General features: G+C 47.3%; 18 protein-coding genes. 10 read left to right on the forward strand and 8 right to left on the reverse strand.

What is annotated here, in order from left to right; genetic code table 11:
* The first annotated feature begins 173 nt into the window (after window positions 1-173).
* The gene (aceB, locus tag J9317_RS05895; RefSeq protein WP_211556980.1) at window positions 174-1,763 is read left to right on the forward strand and encodes a malate synthase A; all 1,590 of its coding nucleotides are present in this window, start codon (window positions 174-176) and stop codon (window positions 1,761-1,763) included.
* Between the two features lie 24 nt (window positions 1,764-1,787).
* Window positions 1,788-3,083, forward strand: a complete 1,296-nt coding sequence (gene aceA, locus J9317_RS05900; RefSeq protein ID WP_211556982.1) for an isocitrate lyase — start codon at window positions 1,788-1,790, stop codon at window positions 3,081-3,083.
* A 314-nt stretch (window positions 3,084-3,397) separates the two neighbouring features.
* On the opposite strand, the gene J9317_RS05905 is transcribed toward aceA, so the two are convergent.
* A complete protein-coding gene (locus tag J9317_RS05905; protein WP_211556984.1) occupies window positions 3,398-3,634 on the reverse strand; it encodes an IDEAL domain-containing protein in 237 nt (78 codons plus the stop codon).
* A 255-nt stretch (window positions 3,635-3,889) separates the two neighbouring features.
* Here J9317_RS05905 and J9317_RS05910 point away from each other — a divergent pair, with 255 nt between their 5' ends.
* Window positions 3,890-4,417, forward strand: a complete 528-nt coding sequence (locus J9317_RS05910) for a competence protein ComK (RefSeq protein WP_211556986.1) — start codon at window positions 3,890-3,892, stop codon at window positions 4,415-4,417.
* On the opposite strand, the gene J9317_RS05915 is transcribed toward J9317_RS05910, so the two are convergent.
* A complete protein-coding gene (locus J9317_RS05915; protein ID WP_211556987.1) occupies window positions 4,414-4,767 on the reverse strand; it encodes a YhjD family protein in 354 nt (117 codons plus the stop codon). The two genes, J9317_RS05910 and J9317_RS05915, sit on opposite strands and share 4 nt — an antisense overlap.
* 237 nt (window positions 4,768-5,004) lie before the next feature.
* Here J9317_RS05915 and J9317_RS05920 point away from each other — a divergent pair, with 237 nt between their 5' ends.
* The 6 genes from J9317_RS05920 to J9317_RS05945 all read left to right on the forward strand — a co-directional run bounded on the left by J9317_RS05920 (window position 5,005) and on the right by J9317_RS05945 (window position 17,881).
* Window positions 5,005-5,622, forward strand: coding sequence for a TVP38/TMEM64 family protein (locus J9317_RS05920; protein WP_211556989.1), 618 nt, complete (start codon window positions 5,005-5,007; stop codon window positions 5,620-5,622).
* A gap of 182 nt (window positions 5,623-5,804) precedes the next feature.
* Complete coding sequence (gene addB / locus J9317_RS05925; protein ID WP_211556991.1) at window positions 5,805-9,296, forward strand: helicase-exonuclease AddAB subunit AddB; 3,492 nt, start codon at window positions 5,805-5,807, stop codon at window positions 9,294-9,296.
* On the forward strand, window positions 9,289-12,999 hold the full coding sequence (gene addA / locus J9317_RS05930) for a helicase-exonuclease AddAB subunit AddA (protein WP_211556993.1): 3,711 nt from the start codon (window positions 9,289-9,291) through the stop codon (window positions 12,997-12,999). The genes addB and addA overlap by 8 nt, the downstream gene beginning before the upstream one ends.
* A 20-nt stretch (window positions 13,000-13,019) precedes the next feature.
* Window positions 13,020-14,201, forward strand: coding sequence for an exonuclease SbcCD subunit D (locus J9317_RS05935; protein ID WP_211556994.1), 1,182 nt, complete (start codon window positions 13,020-13,022; stop codon window positions 14,199-14,201).
* Window positions 14,198-17,563, forward strand: a complete 3,366-nt coding sequence (locus tag J9317_RS05940; RefSeq protein ID WP_211556997.1) for an AAA family ATPase — start codon at window positions 14,198-14,200, stop codon at window positions 17,561-17,563. The genes J9317_RS05935 and J9317_RS05940 overlap by 4 nt, the downstream gene beginning before the upstream one ends.
* A gap of 15 nt (window positions 17,564-17,578) precedes the next feature.
* The gene (locus J9317_RS05945; RefSeq protein ID WP_211556998.1) at window positions 17,579-17,881 is read left to right on the forward strand and encodes an HNH nuclease-like protein HlpB; all 303 of its coding nucleotides are present in this window, start codon (window positions 17,579-17,581) and stop codon (window positions 17,879-17,881) included.
* 81 nt (window positions 17,882-17,962) lie between these two features.
* Here J9317_RS05945 and J9317_RS05950 read toward each other — a convergent pair whose 3' ends face one another.
* The 6 genes from J9317_RS05950 to J9317_RS05975 form a co-directional block, all read right to left on the reverse strand.
* Complete coding sequence (locus J9317_RS05950; RefSeq protein ID WP_035413745.1) at window positions 17,963-18,181, reverse strand: spore germination protein; 219 nt, start codon at window positions 18,179-18,181, stop codon at window positions 17,963-17,965.
* A 41-nt stretch (window positions 18,182-18,222) separates the two neighbouring features.
* A complete protein-coding gene (locus J9317_RS05955; protein ID WP_211556999.1) occupies window positions 18,223-18,630 on the reverse strand; it encodes a spore germination protein GerPE in 408 nt (135 codons plus the stop codon).
* 3 nt (window positions 18,631-18,633) lie between these two features.
* Window positions 18,634-18,810 (reverse strand): spore gernimation protein GerPD, encoded by a 177-nt coding sequence (locus J9317_RS05960; protein ID WP_211557002.1) that lies wholly within the window; start codon window positions 18,808-18,810, stop codon window positions 18,634-18,636.
* A complete protein-coding gene (gene gerPC, locus J9317_RS05965; protein ID WP_211557004.1) occupies window positions 18,807-19,421 on the reverse strand; it encodes a spore germination protein GerPC in 615 nt (204 codons plus the stop codon). Before gerPC ends, J9317_RS05960 begins: the two co-directional genes overlap by 4 nt.
* A gap of 75 nt (window positions 19,422-19,496) precedes the next feature.
* Window positions 19,497-19,724, reverse strand: a complete 228-nt coding sequence (locus J9317_RS05970; protein WP_035413753.1) for a spore germination protein GerPB — start codon at window positions 19,722-19,724, stop codon at window positions 19,497-19,499.
* 10 nt (window positions 19,725-19,734) lie between these two features.
* Window positions 19,735-19,956: a spore germination protein gene (locus J9317_RS05975; protein WP_211557006.1), complete on the reverse strand. Its 222-nt coding sequence runs from the start codon at window positions 19,954-19,956 to the stop codon at window positions 19,735-19,737.
* A 134-nt stretch (window positions 19,957-20,090) separates the two neighbouring features.
* On the opposite strand from J9317_RS05975, the gene J9317_RS05980 reads away from it, so the two are divergent.
* The gene (locus J9317_RS05980; protein WP_249292382.1) at window positions 20,091-21,236 is read left to right on the forward strand and encodes a DUF418 domain-containing protein; all 1,146 of its coding nucleotides are present in this window, start codon (window positions 20,091-20,093) and stop codon (window positions 21,234-21,236) included.
* Window positions 21,237-21,250: the final 14 nt, after the last annotated feature.

Below are 21,250 nucleotides of genomic sequence, written 5' to 3' on the forward strand. Positions count from 1 at the left end.
CGTGAAACCCTCTAATTCTCTCATCATTTTCCCATTATTAGGTTTTAACAAGATCAACTTTTAAAAAATAATTCTACAAAATTATCAAAAAAGTGTTTCTTTTTCAAATTATCTGTTATATATTAATCTTAGATTTTTAAATCTGTATTATAACAATTTGGAGAGGTGATTTCGTGGCAACCCAAACAGCAGGTATTCGAGTCATTGGAGAATGGGAAGATGCGTACAAGGATTTGCTCACACCTGAAGCTCTTGCATTTATAGGGCAGCTTGAGGAAAAATTCGGGCCCAGGCGCAGAGAACTGCTTCAAAAAAGACAGGAACGTCAGACTCAGCTTCAAGCAGGAAAACCATTCGATTTTTTGAAGGAAACCGAAGATATTCGAAACGGACAGTGGACCATTGCTCCGCTGCCGGCCGATCTCCTGGACAGACGGGTTGAAATAACAGGCCCTGTCGACCGAAAAATGATCATTAATGCCCTAAACTCAGGTGCGAAAGTCTTTATGGCGGATTTTGAAGATGCAACTGCGCCTGTCTGGAGCAACCTAATGGATGGTCAGGTGAACTTAAGGGATGCCATAAGAAGAACAATCCGTCTTGAACAGGCGGACGGAAAAGTTTACAAACTAAACCCGAAGCCTGCTGTCCTGAAGGTCCGTCCAAGGGGCTGGCATTTGGAGGAAAAGCATGTCCTGCTTCATGACGAGAGGATTTCGGCAAGTCTGTTCGATTTCGGATTGTATTTCTTTCATAATGCACGGACACTCATTGAAAATGGAAGCGGTCCTTATTTTTACCTTCCAAAGCTTGAAAGCCGCCTTGAAGCAAGGCTTTGGAACGATGTGTTTATTTTTGCACAGAAAGAGCTTGGAATTCCGAACGGTACAATTAAGGCAACGGTGCTGATAGAAACGATACCGGCAGCGTTTGAAATGGATGAAATTCTCTATGAACTGAAGGAGCATTCAGCGGGACTTAACTGCGGGAGATGGGATTATATCTTCAGTTATTTAAAAAAACACCGCAGCCAATCGAATGTGATTTTGCCAGACCGGGTTCAGGTGACCATGACATCTCCATTCATGAGAGCGTATTCACTGCTCGCCATTAAAACGTGTCACAAACGAAATGCTCCGGCAATCGGGGGAATGGCTGCACAAATTCCCATCAAGGACAATCCGGAGGCAAACGAAGCAGCGATGAATAAGGTCAAAGCTGACAAACTCCGCGAAGCAAGCGACGGGCATGATGGCACATGGGTTGCCCATCCGGCACTCGTTACTGTTGCAATGGATGTGTTCAATGAATACATGCCTGGAAAAAATCAGATTGAAAAGCAGCTTGACGAAATGGAAGTAACGGCAGCTGATTTGCTTGAAGTGCCCGACGGTACGATAACAGAAGCAGGTCTCAGGATGAATATTGACGTTGGCATCCGCTATCTGGCTTCCTGGCTTTCCGGCAGAGGAGCCGCCCCGATTCATCATTTGATGGAGGATGCGGCCACAGCTGAAATTTCCAGAGCCCAGGTTTGGCAGTGGATCCGGCATGATAAAGGGATTCTGGATGATGGAAGACCGGTAACGATGGAGCTTTATGACCAGCTTAAGCGTGAAGAAACGGCGAAAATTGCGGAAGAACTCGGGGATAAGTTCTATGCGCAAATGAAGTTTCCTGAAGCCGCTGACGTATTTGACGAATTAGTAAAGAACGATGAATTTACCGATTTTCTGACATTGCCAATCTACGAAAAAATCTAACGAAAACAAAGGGGATGGATTTACATGGAGAGAAATGAACGGATCAATAAGCTGAACGAACAATGGGAAATGGACAGCCGCTGGAAGGGCGTTACCCGCACATATACAGCAGAGGAAGTAATCAGGCTCCGCGGCTCACTGGATGTGGAGCATACATTGGCGAGACGCGGATCTGAAAAGCTATGGGACTTGCTTCATAAGGAAGACTATGTTCATGCGCTTGGAGCCCTGACAGGAAATCAGGCAGTGCAGCAGGTGAAAGCGGGTTTGAAGGCGATCTACCTGAGCGGATGGCAGGTGGCAGCCGACGCCAATCTTTCCGGCCATATGTATCCGGATCAAAGTCTGTATCCGGCCAACAGCGTGCCAAGCGTTGTGAAGCGAATCAATCAGGCGCTGCAGCGCGCAGATCAGATTCAGTACTTGGAGGAAGATGGAGAGATTGACTGGTTCGCACCGATTGTGGCTGATGCGGAAGCAGGCTTCGGCGGGCAGCTGAATGTGTTTGAGCTTATGAAAGGCATGATTGAAGCGGGAGCGGCAGCTGTTCACTTTGAAGACCAGCTTTCCTCTGAAAAAAAATGCGGCCACTTGGGTGGGAAGGTTTTGCTTCCAACCCAGACAGCCGTTAAGAATCTTATTTCCGCTAGACTCGCAGCTGATGTGATGGGTGTACCAACCTTGATCATTGCGCGTACGGATGCGGACGCGGCTGACTTGATTACAAGCGATGTGGATCCTGCTGATCACCCGTTCATCACAGGTGAACGCACGCCGGAAGGATTTTTCCGCACAAAATCAGGCATTGAGCAAGCAATCGCACGAGGACTTTCCTATGCGCCTTATGCCGACCTGATCTGGTGCGAAACAAGTGAACCAAACCTTGAACAGGCTCAAAAGTTTGCGGACGCCATTCACGAAAAATTCCCGGGCAAGCTGCTTGCCTATAACTGTTCCCCATCCTTTAACTGGAAGAAAAAACTGGACGAAGCCACAATCGCAAGCTTTCAAAAAGAACTTGCTAAGATGGGCTACAAATTCCAATTCGTTACACTTGCCGGCTTCCACGCCCTGAACCATGGCATGTTCGAGCTTGCGCGTAAATACAGAGACCACGGCATGGCCGCTTACTCCGAGCTGCAGCAGGCTGAATTCGGCAGCGAGCAGTACGGCTACACTGCAACCCGCCATCAGCGCGAGGTTGGCACCGGCTATTTTGATGAAGTATCGCAAACGGTAAGCGGAGGAACCTCCTCTACCACAGCTCTGAAAGGATCAACAGAAGCAGAGCAGTTTACGTCGGAAACGACGACAGTATGACGACAGTATAAGGAAGGAAAGCGGGCTGAGGCCCGCTTTTTTGTGTGTTTTGGAAGTACTTAGCGGGACGGGGAGATGCAAGTCGATTGCAGGCCGTACTTTGCCGCTTATGGGCAGGTTCGTGTCGATAACGGGCAGGTTCGTGTCGATAACGGGCAGGTTCGTGTCGATAACGGGCAGGTTCGTGTCGATAACGGGCAGGTTCGTGTCGATAGCGGCCAGGTTCGTGTCGATAGCGGGCAGGTTCGTGTCGATAGCGGGCAAAACGGCCATGATCACCCAATAAAAAAGCCAATCCAAAAGGATTGGCTTCGTTATTGTAGACACTGAATCACGTTGGCGTATTGCTTGGATAAATCCATAAATAATGGCTTGTTTCTTTGGTCAAGAGCATCATTGATTTGAGTTTCGAGGAGCGCCAGTTTTCGTTTCAGTCCTGCTTCGTCCAGAATCATTTGAATGTAGATATCCAGCATTGTCGCGGCTTCTGCTTCGTTCTTCATTGTGTGACGGGACTTCATAAGCTCTGCATACGATTTTTTATTTTTCATAGGATCACCCCTGATGCCTTTTTCTTATTATATGGACTGAGTGGAAGAAAATCAACTAAATATTTATAATTTTTAGACAATTAATACTGCGGGTTATATTTGCAGTAGATAAGCATTAAAAACACAATTCGAAATGAGTTTTTGTTAAAATATTACACTTATGTGGGTTTTGTGTAAATTTGTGGATCCGTGTGATGGTTGCGTGTTAAATTTTTCTTGGTTAAATATACCTAACAAATTTGAGGTGAATCAATCATGGAAAAAATCAGTCAATATGAGGCAAATCGGTTAACGATGGCAATTTTAAGCAGTGAAGCGTGCGGGACTCTATCCTCCTTTGTAATGGAGGTAGAAAAGGAATACGAGGTTTCCATGAAGCCTCTGGACATCGTTGATCGAAGCTGCCGTTATTTCGGTTCAAGCTATCAGGGGAGAAAGACTGGCACGAAGGACACGATCGGCATCACCCATAAGCCTCCGATTGTTGTAGACGCAGGAAACTCCATCTATCTTTTCCCGACAGCCGCATCTTCCAGACCGCATTGCTCATGGATTTCGCACCAGCACATTGAAGATTTTTCACCTGCCGGGGAAGCGGAAACGCTGGTGACGTTCTCGAACAGGAAATCGCTTACCCTCCCAGTATCCATCCATTCTTTTGAAAATCAGCTTTACCGGACTGCCCAGCTTCGCGCGGTGATTACATCCAGGGTGGAAAATGAAAAGCGGATATTCACCCAGCTTTTATACAGCAGAAGTCCAGGTGAAACGTTTCATACTTAAACCTTAACCAAATATTCCTGCAGCAGCTCGCACACTTTATTGCGGATGCGCGGATTAAAATAGTTGTGCTGTTCCTCATACCCCTGGTAGAGGAAGGAATACATCGTAAACGCTTCGTCATGCTTAATTTTGCTGACTTTGATTTTCTGGCGGTGAAGCTCCCGTTTGACCTGCTGGAGATCTTTTTGGGCAAGCTTGAGTGATTCTTCAATCAGGTGGAGGTACGGCTGCTTCAGTTTAAATGGACTTTTTTCAACGACGGAGAGATCGCGGTTCAAGATCGAGATGGTCATGGGCAGGTAGATGGCCTGGTCGATCATATCTCTCACTTCTTCAGGTATTCTTGTCATATTCATTGGCCTCGCTTTATCCTCTGTTTTTTCCTCTTTGACAGGCGGACATGTCACCTGATGCAGATTTTCTGGACAGAGAAGTTCTATCTTCTATTATAGAACGTTTGTTCGTAATTTATTCTATTCCGATTCGAAAAAAAATTCAAGAGGGATTTCTTTTCCAGCACCTGCTTATTTAAGTTTTCCCCGAAAAACGGTAAAATAGGAGGATACATAAATCTTAAGGAGCTTGGAATGGACCTGCATACGCTGTTTGATTCGTTTACTTTAGAAAAAATGATGAAAATCTTTGAACAGTACCGCTCATTCGGGCCCCTCCTTGGAATTGGCCTGCCGATGCTGGAAGCATTTTTGCCCTTCCTTCCGCTTGTCGTTTTTATTGTGGCAAATGTGAATTCATTCGGATTTGGACTTGGCTTTCTGTTATCGTGGCTTGGGGCTTCGGCGGGTGCTTTTATTGTTTTCCTGCTGGTCAGGAAATTTGGACAGGAGCGCTTTTTCCATTTTTTAAGCCGGCATAAAGGAATCAGCCGGATGGTCAGCTGGGTAGAAGAAAAAGGATTTGGGCCGCTGTTCATTTTGCTGTGCTTTCCGTTTACTCCCTCTGCCGCGGTGAATGTGGTCGCCGGATTATCGAGAATCAGCATCTGGAATTTTATGCTCGCTGTTTTTACCGGGAAGCTGGTCATGATTTTCATCGTGAGCTACGTGGGGCAGGATCTGCACGCGCTGATCACAGATCCGATGAAATCTATAACGGCCGGCGCTGTTCTCCTGGTTATGTGGATCATTGGCAAGATTCTTGAGAAAAGACTGAACGCAAAAATGGGTCGGAAATTGGACAAGCGGTAAGCTCGGATGATTATAAGTCCGGGCTTTTTATATCCCGGTGCTGTCCAATAATAAGCTGCAGATAATTGAACAGATAAGACGCTATTACACTGCATACAGTGCATTTGTCCATTTATTTGGAAGATGAAAACGAACGTGTATTCGTATATAATGAATACAACTATTGAAAAGGGGGCTTTTTTATGACGATCCGGTTTATGGCGGGACGCTCCGGCAGCGGCAAAACCACGATGATTCTAAATGAAATTAGAGAGAAGCTGAAAGAGCAGCCTGACGGTCCGCCGATCCTTTTCCTTGTACCTGATCAGATGACATTTGCCATGGAGTATGAGCTTGCCCGGACTCCTGGTTTGAGCGGCATGATCCGGGCTCAGGTATTCAGTTTTTCACGGCTCAGTTTAAGAATTCTTCAGGAAACGTCAGGCGCGGCCAGACAGCCGATTACTTCAACTGGTGTCCAGATGATGCTGAGGAAAATAATTGAAGATGAGAAACAAAACTTTAAGGTTTATGGAAAAGCCGGTGACAAGATCGGATTCATTCAGCATGCAGAAGCGATGATTACGGAATTCAAGCGATACAATTTAAATCCGGCTGATTTGCTTGAGCAGATTGAAGCGGTACGAAAACAGATGAACGAAAAGGAAAGGGTTCTTTCAGGGAAGCTTGAGGACCTGCATGCCATTTATGAACGGCTTGAAGAAGCGCTTGCCGGCCGGTATGTGGACGCAGAAGATACGCTAAGAATGCTCTCGGAACGAATTCCAGAATCCTCATATCTTGAAAAAGCAGAGGTCTACATAGACGGTTTCCACCATTTCGCTCCAATGGAACTGGAGGCAGTGAAAAGCCTCCTTGGAAAAGCGGCACGGGTAACGGTCACTATAACGGCAGATAAACTGTTTGACAGGCATTTGCCGCATGAACTGCATTTATTCCGGATGACAGGCATGACCTACACACAATTTAAGAAAATGGCCGAAGAGCTTCACATTGAAACCGAGGAGCCGGTCCTGCTGAATGAGCTTCCGAGATTCACCGGCTCGCCTTCCCTTCAGCACTTGGAGCAAAATTACGATTCAAGGCCATCGCAGCCATTTAAAGGGCTGACGGATATCTCTATCTGCCAGGCGGCAAGCCACCGTGCGGAAATAGAAGGAATTGCGCGCCGGATTCAGGAGCACGTCAGGAAAAGGGGAGCACGTTTCAGGGATACGGCGATTTTGCTGCGCAATCCATCCAGCTACCATGATTTGATTGAACAGGTATTTACGGATTATGAGATTCCTTTTTTCATAGATCAGAAGCGTTCGATGCTCCATCACCCTCTCGTAGAATTGATTCGATCTTCTCTGGAGGCTGTTACAGGAAGCTTTCGATACGAAGCCATGTTCCGGACGATTAAAACGGATTTGCTGTTTCCGGCGGGAGCTGATAAACCTTCCTTAAGAGAAGAAATGGATCTTCTGGAAAACTACGTGCTTGCGCATGGAATAAGCGGGTCAAGATGGACATCCGAAAAAAGGTGGATTTACAGAAGGTTCCGCTCCTTGGAGGGCGGAAACGCAGTAACGGATGAAGAACTGAACAAGGAAGAACAAATCAACCGGCTAAAGGAGCTTGCAGCGAAACCGGTGAAAGATCTGGCTGCGGGCCTTAAAAAAGCGAAAACAGGAATACAAAAGGCCGGGGCATTGTATCTGTTCCTTGAAAATCTTGAGATTCCTGCGAAGCTCGAGGAACTTAAACAGGAGGCGGAATCAGCCGGCCGTCTTATCGAGGGCCGTGAGCATTCCCAAGTCTGGGATGCTGTTATAGGCCTGCTGGATGAATTTGCGGAAATGATCGGGAATCACCCCGTCTCTTCCGAGCAATTTACGGAGATGATTGATACCGGCCTGGAGAGTCTGAAGTTCTCCCTTGTACCGCCGGCGATTGATCAGGTACTGATCGGAGATATGGAACGTTCCCGTTTTTATGGTCTGAAGCATACATACGTGGCCGGAGCAAATGATGGAGTTATTCCGGCAAGACCGATGGAGGATGGCATCCTTTCTGATGAAGACCGCGAGCTGCTTGAACAGAACGGGGTCCAAATGGCGCCGTCTGCAAGACAGCAGCTTCTGGATGAGAATTTCGTGATTTATATGGCGCTCGCGAGCGGTTCGGAGCACTTGTCTGTTTCTTATCCATCAGCCGATCCGGAAGGGAAGTCCCTGCTGCCGTCTATTTTAATCAGCCGTCTTGAGGAACTCTTTCCGGATGCGGTTAAAGAGTGGTTCGTGAATGAACCGGAGTCACTGGAGGAGCATGAACAAATTTCCTTTATGCCGAATAAATCTGTTGCACTTACGTACTTAAGCTCCCAGCTGCAGACGTGGAAAAAGCAATACCCGGTGCATGACAGCTGGTGGGATGCTTACAATTATTTGATTGAGCATGATCAGAGCGGCAATGTGGAAATGGTGATCGGGAGTCTGTTTTATAAGAATCAGGCAAAACCTCTTAAGCAGGCTGTCACAAAAGAGCTTTATGGCCAGCATATCTTAGGTAGCGTATCCAGGATGGAGCAATTCAGAAGCTGTCCGTTCTCCCATTTTGCGAGCCACGGACTGAAGCTTAGAGAACGCGAGCAGTTCCGTCTTGAAGCTCCGGATGTGGGCCAGCTGTTCCACTCGGCGCTCAAAATGATCTCTGACAGGCTCGTGGAAATGAACGTATCCTGGCGGGATGTAACGAAGGATCAATGCAGGTCCCTCTCCAGCGAAGCGGTAAACCGCCTCGCTCCCATGCTTCAAAAAGAAGTGCTAATGAGCTCGAACCGTCATCAGTATTTGAAACGCAAGCTTGAAAAGATTATTGCCAGAGCGGCCGGGGTGATTGCCGAACAGGCAAAGGCTTCGCTATTCACGCCAATTGGACTGGAGCTTGGCTTTGGAAAGGGCGGTCCGCTGCCGCCGATGAGATTTAAGCTCGACAACGGCTATACGATGGAGCTGACCGGAAGGATCGACCGTGTGGATTCCGCGGAAAGCTCCAGAGGGCTTCTGCTCCGCATCGTGGATTATAAATCAAGCGACCGCGCTCTGAATCTAAGCGAGGTCTACTATGGAATCGCCCTCCAGATGCTCACTTATTTGGACGTCATTATTTCCTATTCCAAAACGTGGCTGGGAGTGGAGGCGAGTCCGGCGGGCGTCCTCTATTTCCACGTTCATGATCCGATGATTCAGACAGGCGCCAAACTCAGCCTTGAGGATCTGGAAGAAGAAATCTTTAAAAAGTTTAAGATGAAGGGTCTGCTTCTTGGAGAACAGGAGACGATCCAGCTCATGGATCAGACGCTTGAAAGCGGTTCGTCCAATATTGTGGCAGCCGGGTTCAAAAAAAGCGGCGGCTTCAGCTCAAGCTCTTCGATTGCGAGCAATGAAGAGTTTGATATGCTGCGCCGGCATGTGCGAAGTGAATTTAAGCAGATAGGAACGGAAATTACCAATGGGGTGACCGACATCAGCCCATACCGGATGAAGGATAAAGTGCCATGCACATTTTGTCCGTATAAAGGAGTCTGCCAGTTCGACCAATCCCTTAAGGACAATGATTACCGGATTTTGAGAGAAGAGAAAAATGAGCAGATATTTATGCGCCTGAAAGAGGAGGCAGACAATGAATAATCATATTCCCAAACCGGCGGATAGCCAATGGACGGATGACCAGTGGTCGGCGATTGCTTCGTCCGGACAGGATATTCTTGTAGCGGCAGCAGCAGGATCCGGTAAAACGGCGGTTCTTGTAGAGCGCATGATCCGAAAGATTACAAGCCGGGATAATCCAGCCGATGTCGACCGGCTCTTAGTGGTGACGTTCACCAATGCATCGGCTGCTGAAATGAAAAACCGGATTGGCGAGGCGCTAGAGGAAGCACTGAAAAGCAACCCGGCTTCGCTTCACTTGAGAAGACAGATTACCTTGCTGAACCGGGCATCCATTTCAACGCTCCATTCCTTTTGCCTGAATATGATCCGGAAATATTACTACATGATTGACCTTGATCCCGGTTTCCGGATTGCGGATCAGACAGAGGGAGCACTCATGATGGATGAGGTGCTCGATGATTTATTTGAAGAAGAGTATGGAAAAGAGGATAACGAAGCGTTTATTGATCTGGCAGACCGCTATTCTTCAGACCGGAGCGATCTAGCGCTGCAGGACTTAATCCGAACGCTTTATGATTTTTCAAGATCAAATCCGAATCCTGATGAGTGGCTTAGCCAGCTATCAAGCCTTTACGATGTGAACGAGAATTCAAGATTGGAAGACCAGCCGTATTTCCCTATCATTAAAGAAGACATTGCGATTAATATAGGTCTTGCAAAGGAAAGGCTTGAGCAGGCGATGATACTGATCCGGACGCCTGGGGGCCCAGCTCCAAGAGCCGATGATGTTTCCGATTATCTGAATCAGGTAAACAGCCTCCTGGAAAAGGAATTTTCATGGGAGGAGCTTGCAGCAGGCATTTCCTCTCTAAAGCCGAAGCGGGCCAAGCCTGTAAAGGGAGAAGAATACGATCCGGTTCTGGCTGAAGAAGTAAAAACGTTGAGAGACAGCGCTAAGAAGCAGCTTGAAAAAGTGGAAGAGGACTGGTTTAAACGCGATATCCGCCGTTCACTGAAGGACCTTGGCGAACTGAAACCCGTCATTGATACGCTTGTTCAGTTTGTTAAAAGGTTTGGAGAGCATTTTCAGCAAAAGAAAAAAGAAAAAGGACTGGTGGATTTTTCTGATCTTGAGCACCTGTGCCTTTCCATCCTTTCAGTAAAAGATGAGAATGGCCGCCTTCTTCCGGCGGAACCGGCTTTAGCGTGCCGCCAGCAGTTTACGGAAGTTATGGTGGATGAATATCAGGATACGAATCTGGTGCAGGAAGCGATTCTCCAGCTGGTTAAAAAAGAATCGGAAGAAGCAGGGAATCTGTTTATGGTAGGAGATGTTAAACAGTCCATTTACCGCTTCCGTCTTGCGGAACCGATGCTGTTTTTAAATAAATACAAACGGTTTACACCTGACGCTGAAAACACGGGACAGCGCATCGATTTAAATAAAAACTTCAGGAGCCGTTCAGAGGTGCTGGACGGCACAAACTTTCTTTTTAAACAGCTGATGGGCGAAAAGGTAGGGGAGATCCATTATGATGACCAGGCAGAGCTGAAGCTTGGTGCAGCCTATCCGGAAAGTGAAGGTATGGAAACCGAGCTTCTTCTTGCCAATCGGACCGGCCTTGAAGAACTGGAAGACCAGCCGGGAGGCAATGCCCTGAATGAACCTGAAGCTGATACCGTTCAGCTTGAATCCAGGCTGATAGCCAAAAAAATCCGGGAGCTCGTGGACAGCCGGTCCCCTATTTATGACCGGAAAAAGAACGGAACCCGCGGTGTCATGTACCGGGATATTGTCATCCTGCTCCGTTCCATGCCATGGGCGCCTCAAATAATGGAAGAATTGAAAAAGCAGGGGATCCCGGTGTATGCAAACCTTTCGGGAGGATATTTTGAAGCGACCGAGGTCGCAATTATGATGTCGCTCCTGAAAGCCATCGACAATCCGTCACAGGATATTCCGCTTGCAGCGGTTTTAAGGTCGCCAATCGTCGGTTTGAATGAGACCGAAATGGCGGCAATTCGTACGTACGATAAAAAAGGAACCTACTACGAAGCGTGCAAAGCAGCGCTGGCGCATCCAGTTTCTTCAGACCGGACACTTGCTGAGAAGCTGCTCCGTTTTTTCACCCGCTTAAATGAGTGGAGAAGCGCAGCGAGAAAAGGTGCGGTATCCGATTTGATCTGGAGAATTTACAGGGAAAGCAAATTTTTTGATTTTGCAGGCGGGATGCCCGGAGGAAAGCAGCGGCAGGCCAACCTCCGTGCTCTCTACGACAGAGCCCGTCAATATGAGGCGACTTCCTTCCGGGGCCTGTTCCGTTTCTTGCGCTTTATAGAAAGAATGCAGGAAAGAGGGGACGACCTTGGGGCTGCGAGAGCGCTTGGCGAACAGGAGGATGTTGTGCGGATCATGACAATCCACAGCAGCAAGGGGCTTGAATTCCCGGTTGTTTTTACTGCGGGACTTGCCAGGCAGTTTAACATGATGGATATGAATAAAAGCTTCTTGCTGGATAAGCATCTCGGGTTCGGAACGAAGTACATTCATCCCGAATTGCGTTTCAGCTATCCGGCACTTCCGCTTCTGGCCATGAAAAAGAAGCTGAAAATCGAGCTGCTTTCCGAGGAACTGAGGGTCCTGTATGTCGCCTTGACGAGAGCGAAGGAGAAGCTGTTTCTTGTCGGAACGGTGAAGGACCGGGAAAAAGCATTGGTCAGCTGGAAAAGATCCCTTTCCCATCAGGCATGGCTGCTTCCGGACGGGGACCGTCTTCAAGCAAAATCCTATCTGGACTGGATTGGCCCTGCCCTGACACGCCACCGTGACGCCATTGAGCTTCACGAGGGCGAAGCACCAGTGTCTGAACTGGCCGGGCACCCCTCCAAATGGAAGGTTCAGTTCATTCATCAAAGCAAACTGCTCGAGCCGGATGCGCAGCGTGAGGAAATGGAACTTAAAATTATGGAGGCTCTTTCGGAAAGAAAGCCCATTCCGCTTACGACTCCCTGGAGTGAGGAAGTGGAAAAGGAGCTGTCCTGGGTATACCCTCATCTGGCTGCCTCTCTTCAAAGCTCAAAACAGTCAGTTTCTGAGATTAAGAGAATGCAATCCTATAACGATGAATTTTCCGAGCATCTGCCTCCTAAGGAAGGAACCGTTATTTATGACCGTCCGAAATTCCTTCAGCAGAAGACGCTGACAGCAGCAGAACGGGGAACGGCCATGCATGCGGTCATGCAGCATATACCGCTTGAAGAACCTGTCACCAGTGAAATCATTCTATCAACGGTTGAGGATATGAGAAGGAGAGAGCTGCTGACGGAAGAACAGGCGGGCATTATTGATTCTGATGCCATCGTATCCTTTTACTCATCTGAAATAGGCCTGAAAATTCAGCATGCAAAACGGGTGCTGAGAGAGGTGCCATTCAGTTACGCCCGTACTCCGGAACATACTTCCGCCGAGGACAAGGTGCTTGTGCAGGGAGTCATCGACTGCCTGATTGAGGATGAGCAAGGACTGACAATAGTAGACTACAAGACGGATTCCATTAAAGGGAGATTTCCTGGCGGGTTTTCAGAAGCAGAAAGCACGATGCGAAGCCGCTATGAAATTCAGCTCCAGATTTACAGTGAAGCCGTTGAATCCATTTTTAAAAAGCCGGTAACACGAAGAGTGCTCTATTTCTTCGATGCGAACCAGCTATTGGACGTATAAAAGCAGAAAGGGGACGGAAGATGAGAATTTTGCATACAGCCGACTGGCATCTGGGAAAAACTCTGGAGGGCCGCAGCAGGCTCCCTGAACAAGCCGCTTTTTTGGACGAGCTTGCCGACATTGTGGAAAAAGAGAAGATAGACACGGTCATTATGGCAGGAGACGTGTTTGATACCGTCAATCCCCCATCCGCAGCAGAAAAATTATTTTATGAGAGTCTAAGCAAACTTTCAGACAAAGGTAAAAGACCGGTTGTTGTGATTGCAGGGAACCATGACAATCCTGAAAGGCTCGCAGCGGCTTCCCCTCTTGCAGGGGACCATCGTATTCATTTAATCGGCTATCCGGCGGATCACCTTTTAAAGGTGGATGTTCCGCTTGCAGGCCAGACGATGAATATTGCTGCGCTTGCCTATCCGTCAGAATCACGGCTGGAACAGGTTTTATCGGAGAACTTTGATGAACTCTTGATGAGAAACCACTATGATGCAAAAATTAAAAGTCTTTTTGAGAGCATGTGCCGGGGATTCGGACCAGATACGGTGAATGTGGCAATGAGCCATCTTCACGTAGCGGGAGGCAGCACCTCAGATTCCGAACGGCCGATCGAGGTAGGAGGAGCATATACAGTCGCAGCCGACAGCCTCCCTGCTGCTGCGCAGTATGTGGCGCTTGGCCACCTTCATCGCCCGCAGACAATTAAAAGGGCTTTGACTCAGGCTCGCTATTCCGGCTCTCCGCTTGCATACAGCTTCTCAGAAGCGGGCTATGCGAAATCAGTGACGGTCATTGATTTAGTTCCGGGGGGAGAAGCTCAGGTGGAGGAGATATTCCTTTCCAGCGGCAAGCCTTTAGTGCAGTGGAAGGCGGCCGGCGGAATTTCGCAGGTACATGAATGGCTTGAGCAGGGCAAAGACGTGAACGCTTGGATAGACCTTGAAATTCATCTTACAGATGCTCTTTCCATCGAAGATATTCAGAAGGTGAGAAAGTGGCATCCCGGGATTGTGCATATCCGTCCGGTATTCCAGTCAGAAGGTGCAGTCCTTCAGCCTGAGTCCAGATCGACCGTTCCGATTGACGAGCTTTTTGCCAGGTTTTACGAAAGGCAGACAGGGGGAGCCAAGCCGGATGAGAAGCTGATCCGGCTGTTCAGGGAACTCGTCAGCGAAGAAGACACGGAGGAGGGAGAAGGCGCATGAAACCGATCGAGCTGACCATATCCGGTCTTCATAGTTTCAGAGAGAAGCAGACAATTGATTTTGAAGGGTTATGCGATGGAGGGGTGTTCGGTATTTTCGGTCCGACGGGGAGCGGCAAATCCTCGATATTGGATGCGATTACCCTTGCCTTGTACGGAAAAGTGGAACGGGCCGCAAACAATACCCACGGCATCCTGAATCATGCCGAGGACCAGCTTTCTGTTTCTTATACGTTTGAACTTCAAAATGGAACATCTGTCAAACGGTACAAAGTGGAAAGAACCTATAAAAGAACGGATGAGCACCGTGTTAAAGGCTCCATCTCCAGGCTGGTGGATTTACAGGCGGAGCCGGTTGTTTTAGCTGATAAAGCAAGTGAAGTAAATGAGAAGGTTCACGAATTGCTTGGACTGACCATTGACGATTTTACAAGGGCCGTTGTACTGCCACAGGGCAAATTTGCTGAGTTTTTATCACTGAAAGGTTCCGAACGCAGACAAATGCTGCAGCGGCTGTTTCATCTTGAGCAATATGGAGATGAACTTTTAAAGAAGCTTCGGGGCAGGCTTTCCAATGCGAAGTATCGGCTTGGTGAAACAGAAGCAGAGCAGGCAGGCCTCGGTGATGCTTCAAAAGCCGCTTTAAAAGCGGCGGAAACGGAATGGCAGTCAAGCTCAATTCTGCTTGAGAAACGGCTTGCTGAACGGAAAACAGTCAGAGATGCATATGATGAACAGAAAAAAGTGTGGGAGCTTCAGCAGGAACGCAAGCAGCTGGAGGAAAAAGAAGCGAAGCTTGAGCAGCAGACAGAAGAAATGGAAAGCATAGAGAACCGTTTGAAAACTGCTGACCAGGCTGAGCGGCTGAAGCCGTATGCCGATCAGCTTGAATCGTCTGAAAAAAGACATGCTGTTCTTTTAGATGAAGAAAAGAAATGGTCTGCGGAATGGGAGAAACAAAAACAAAGTACGGCGGAAGCGAAACAGGCATTTGAAGAAGCAAGGAAGCAAAAGGAAATGAATGAGCCTGTTCTGGCGGTTAAAAAAGAGCGTCTGACCCAGCTGCTTGAAGTAGAAAAAGAGCGGGATTTGCGCATAATCGAGACCGAAAAGCTGATTAAAGAACTCGAGCGTCTTGAGCACGCCGGTCAGAAGGCGAAACAGGAGTTTGATCACGCTGGGCAGCAGCTGGAAAAAGCAAAGGCCAAGCAGCAGCAGCTAAAGCTCGAGCTCGAAAAACTTGCGGTTTCTCCGGTTTACAGGCGGAGCATACAGGCTGCTTCCGATTTGCAGAAGGAATGGAAGTATGCGGAAGAACAAAAGAAGGAAGCGGAACAGTTTCACTCACAGTTGCTTCAGCAGCAGAAAAGTTTAGAAAAGGATATGCAAGACCGTAGAGGCAAAAGGGAGCTGGAAAGTGAAAAGCTCGTGTTCGTCTACAGCGGACTCCTTCGCACATTTGAACGGACGAGCGAGCTGAAAAGCAGGCTGGAAAAAAGCATCGCCAGGAGCAAGGAAAGGGCAGCGGATGCTAAAGTGATGCTTGAAAAGGAACGAGTCCATTCGATTGCACGCCAGTTATCCGCTTCCCTTCAGGAAGGAGAGGCTTGCCCCGTTTGCGGATCAACAAGCCATCCTATGCCTGTTCATGGCGAGCTGGAGGAAGGAAGCCGGGTGCAGCTTGAACAATTGGAAAAAGAACTGGAACACAATCGGGTGCTGCTTCAGGAAGCGGAGCTTTTAAGGGTCAAAATGGAAGAACTCTCGACCTATCTTATCGGCGAATTCAGCTGGATAGCGGAAGGAAGCGTTCATTCAGAAAGTGCGGCCGCTCTTGAACCTGCTGAAGAGGACTCCCTCACTGAAATGAAGGCTTTAAAACAGGATCTGCTTCACATAAGGGAGAAGGCTTCAGCAAGTGTGAAAATGATTCAGCAGCTGAAGAATGAGGAACAGCAATCCGTCCAGTTCATGGAGAGATGTAAACTGGATCTCCAGGATGCATTGGCTAAACTTCAACAGCTGAATGAAAAAGATCAGGCGTTTAAAAGGCAGTGGGCTGAAGCTTATCCGGATATGAAGCAGGAAGATGTACAGGATCGAATGAAGGAGATAGATGAGAAGGACACGCAATTTGAAGCACTTCAAACGAGGGTAAATAAAAGCGTAGAGTATATAGAGGAGCAGGAAAAGCTTAGGCAGGCTGCCCAGGAAAAACTGGCAGAGCTCGATAGACTCCAGATTCAAACAAAAGAGAAAAAACAAGCTTCACAGGAAAGACTGGATGAAAAAGAGCGGGTGCTTGAAAAAGAAAATCAAAATGGCACCATTCCAGCTCAGCTTGAAGGGATTGAAAAACAGCTATCACAATTAGCAGCCCGTGAGAAACAGCATCGCTCCCGTTATGATGAAATGGACAAGCATCTTCAAGAGGCGGAAAAGGAACTGGCAGCGGCAGGAAAAGGTCTGATTAATGCCGCAAAATCTGTTGAGGAAGCAAGAAACAGCTGGCAGAGACAATTAAAACAAACGGCTCTTCGTACGATTGGAGAAGTTCATTCAAGCCTGCTTAATCAGCAAGAGAAGGAAAGCATTGCTTCGAGACTGGAAGCATTCCGGGATAATTGGAAGCAATGCAAGGCAGACTTAAAACGACTGAACGAACAGCTTTTAGACCGGAAGCTGGATGAAGAAACGTGGCAGAAAACGAAGGAGCTCATCTCGGAATGCGAGGCACTCGTCAGCGAGGCAGAAGGTTTGAAAGGAGCGGCAGCTAAAGCACTCGAGCTGCTCAAGGAAAAGCATGAGCGCTTTGAGAAGCTTGAAGAGCAGCGCCTTGATCTATCCGGTAAAATTGCTGATCTTGAAAAATTGCAGGCTGTTTTTAAGGGGAACAGCTTCGTCGAATATATTGCAGAAGAACAGCTTCATCATGTAACAAGAGCTGCTTCGGAGCGTCTCGGACTGCTTACAAGGCAGCGCTACGCTATTGAAGTGGATTCCCAAGGCGGCTTTATTATGAGAGATGATGCGAATGGAGGAGTCAGAAGACCTGTATCAAGTCTTTCCGGCGGAGAAACGTTCTTAACCTCCTTAGCACTGGCATTATCGCTTTCCACTCAAATTCAGCTGCGGGGAGAATACCCGCTGCAATTTTTCTTCCTTGATGAAGGATTCGGAACGCTTGATGCCGACCTGCTTGATACGGTTGTGACCGCCCTTGAAAAGCTGCAGTCCAATAACCTTTCTGTCGGTGTAATCAGCCATGTTCCGGAGCTCCGGGCAAGGCTTTCAAAAAAGCTGGTAGTAACACCTGCTGATCCGGCAGGGAGGGGAACGGCGGTCGCACTGGAAACTTTGTAAACGAGGTGACTGGATGTGGGGAAAAAACTCGTAGGGAAATGCAGGCTGTGCCGCAGAAATGACGTGGAAATAACCATTCATCACCTCATTCCGAAAGAAATGGGGGGAGCTTTTTTAGAAACCGCCAATTTGTGCATCCCATGCCATAAACAGATTCATGCTCTTTACACAAACGAAGAGCTGGCAGCCAGACTTTCAACAATTGAAGATCTCCAGAGAGATGAGAAGCTTTCCAGGTTTATTAAATGGATTCGCAAACAGCCATCCACTAAGCTTATTCAGACTAGAAAATCAAATGAACGGAAAAAAAAGAGGTAACTCTGGCGGAGTTTCCTAAAGGCAGGATTCCGATTCAAATACACTGAAAAAGAAAGAGCACCAGCAGCGGTGCTCTTTTTTTCAGTTATTCGCAACAATATTCTGATCTGCCACATCCGGATCAATCATATTGGTTGCACTGATTCCGTTATTTAAAATCCAGAAGTCACCCGTGTTTCCTCCGCCAGAGCCTGCAGCTGATTTGGAAGAACTTTTTGGAGATAAATAGAACGTATCACCAAAGTTCACGACTCCGCCGGAAACGGTATTGATCTTGATAGGGCCGACGATGGCTGGCATGGCAAACACCCTTTATTATCTAAGTCATATGACTAGTATATTCAGTCTTCGCCGGATTGTTCTTCAGGATCCAAAGCGCCGCTCGGCCGGAAGAGCTGGCGGGTGTGCTTAACGCGTGCTTCCATGTCAATCAGATCGGTTGAACCGATATGAAAAACAGCGGACGTTGAGACGGCTATTATTTTTACAAATTTGGTGCGGATAAACGGTTTTTCATGAATATAGGAGGTCACAACATTCTCTGACTTGATGGGCCTGGGGATAGGCAGCTGAAAAAGATCGTACTTACTGAAGTCCCCCTCATTATCATAAAACACTTCCGCTTCCCGCTGTACAGCAAATACGTTTGCTTTTGGCAAAATCTCTCTGGAATCTCCTATATTAAATATAGAGGAAAACCCAAGAATGTTTACATAGGCGGCATCAACGATTGAGTTTCGATTGTACATAAATTACTGCGGCGCCAAAGGAACGAATGGTCCGATAATCAATGATTCCGGAGGAGTATCAAACACGGCAGAAGCACCAACATTATTCACATCTCCAATTAAAAAAACGGAAGAAGTGGCGACAGCGGTCACCCGGCAAAACACAACGTTGATATCCTTGTTTATAACCGTAAAATTCATGGCTGTTCTCCTTTCACTTCTACAGGAAGATATTTAATAAAGTGGTCAACGGATTGCGCAATTTCCTCTTTTACCCTTTGAGTAATTTGATCAGCTTGAGAATCCGGATCGCCCTCATGGAAATTTGCGGTTTTCATATAATACTGAACCCTGGTATCGATCTGTTTGCGGATGTCTTCGATAACCATTTTTCTCTGTTCATCATTCAGCTTTCTTGAGTGACGCTGCTCCTGGGCTTCGAGCATGTTAAGGCACTCTTCGCTTAAGTACGTATTCAGCTGGTCAAGCGCAAGCGCATAGGTTTCGCCGTTATATTCACGTTCGAGCTTCCCTACCTGTTGGCCTTTTTGAATAACTTCAAAGTTTTCAATCGGTTCAGGATCTGTTGGGTTTAATCCGATATTCAATGTTCCTTCCAATGTTTCCACTTTCAGCTGGTCAAATTTATATTCGATTTTTTCGATGGTAGTGGACGGTTTATCCTTCAATGCCTGGAGGTCGGTGGACATTTGCTGAATCATCGATTCAAGCTGCTGAATTTTGTTCTGCTGTGATTGAATACAAGCACACAGCTGCTGCAAATAAGTCCCGACATCATTTCCGTAGTACAAGACAAACACCTCGCAATCCCGATCTATCGTTACTGCATCCTATGACGGAATGACAAATTGGGTGAATGCCTATTTTTATCTGGATGGCGGAGGAGCGAGCGGGACAACCGGGCGTGAAAGAGCCTGAGATAATTCAGCCCGCCGTGTTGCGGGAGGTGCCGCTTCAAAAAATCCGCCTGTATTGTATAAATTCGAAAGAGATTTTATATACCCGGCACTGCCGATTTGAAGGACGGAGGAGTTATTGACGGCGCCAACGCGAAGATAGTTGATACATATGGTTTGATTGATATAAAAATTCATGAAGTCCCCCCTATGCATTTCCGGCAATCGGCTGATCTACGATATCCTGGTCAAACGTGTTCGTCACACTGTTCTGATTGAAGATGGTCATCCCATCGCCTGTATTAAACGAACCGGCTCCGGAAAAGGTTTTAACACTGCTGACAGGAGCAATTGTAAATACGTCTCCGATATGAAGAACACTGCTTGTTCCGACACTGTTGACTTTAAATACACCGACAATTGCTGGCATGGCTAACATCCTTTTCATTTTCTTGAAGGGTTGCAGGCGTACATGTAGAATTTCATGGAGTACGAATTTAATTCATCATATGACAGCGGCGGAATCTTGTGATAAACGCGGAGGAGGAACCTAATTTGACGAATATGAAAGCAGCCTCCATTTCAAAGGGCGAGCGGATTCAATCGCTGGACGTTCTGAGAGGATTTGCTCTATTAGGTATATTAATGGTGAACATTTTTGATTTTTCAGGACCGCAGCTTTATCGCTCCTCATTGGTTCAGAGCAGCGGGGGTCTGGACAGGCTCGTTGAAATTCTCGTCTTTGTCCTGGCGCAGGCAAGTTTCTACCCTCTTTTTTCATTTCTCTTTGGTGCAGGGGGAGTTATGTTTTACAAACGGATCGGAGGGAAGGGGCTGTCTCCGGAGAGGTTTTTTGCCAGAAGGATGACGGCGCTTCTGTTTATAGGGGTGCTGCATGCGTTCTTTATATGGCACGGGGATATTCTTATCAGTTATGCTTTGATCGGTTTTTTATTTATGCTTTTTATTGGGAAGTCCGCTAAGGCGCTCGCTGTATGGAGCTTGTCGCTTATTTTTATTCCGAACATCCTTTTTAGCCTTTTGCTTGCTGGATCGGGAAATGTTCCTGAAACAGATATGAATACCGAAAGAATAACAGCTGTATACCAAAATGGAAGTTTTTCAGAACTTATGGTTCAGAGAGCGGCAGACTGGTTTTATGTAAATAATCCGATTATGGCCCCATTCCTGGTCCTCTCTATTTTGCCGATGTTCCTGCTTGGCGGCTATGCAATGAAACGTGGATGGTTTGAACGGAGTCCATCTGAGGAAACCATAAAGAAGTGGTTAGTTACTGCGGTCATTACAGGTCCATCCGGGATCCTTTTGAAACTGATGCCTGTTCTCTTTCCTCAGTCTGGATTATGGAGCTATCTTCATCAGTCAATTGGCGGCCCGTTGCTCACGATGTTTTACATTACAGCTATTCTGGCTATGGTTCATAAATTTGGATTTAAAAAGGTTTACAGCCCTTTTGCTTATGCAGGGAGGGCGTCGATGTCTAATTACCTGCTGCAGTCACTGATCTGCACCTTGCTTTTTTATTCATATGGATTTGGATTATACGGTACTGTGACTTCTTTCCAGGCAATTTTAATCGGTGCCGGGGTTTATATCATCCTTATGACGGCCAGTTATTTTTGGTTTAAGCGGTTTGAGCAGGGGCCGGCAGAAAGATGGTGGAGATGGTTCGTGTATCGGAAATCATGAACAGGAAAGTACAT

Origin of the sequence: Metabacillus flavus (assembly GCF_018283675.1) — a bacterium.
Classification (GTDB): Bacteria; Bacillota; Bacilli; order Bacillales; family Bacillaceae; genus Metabacillus_B; species Metabacillus_B flavus.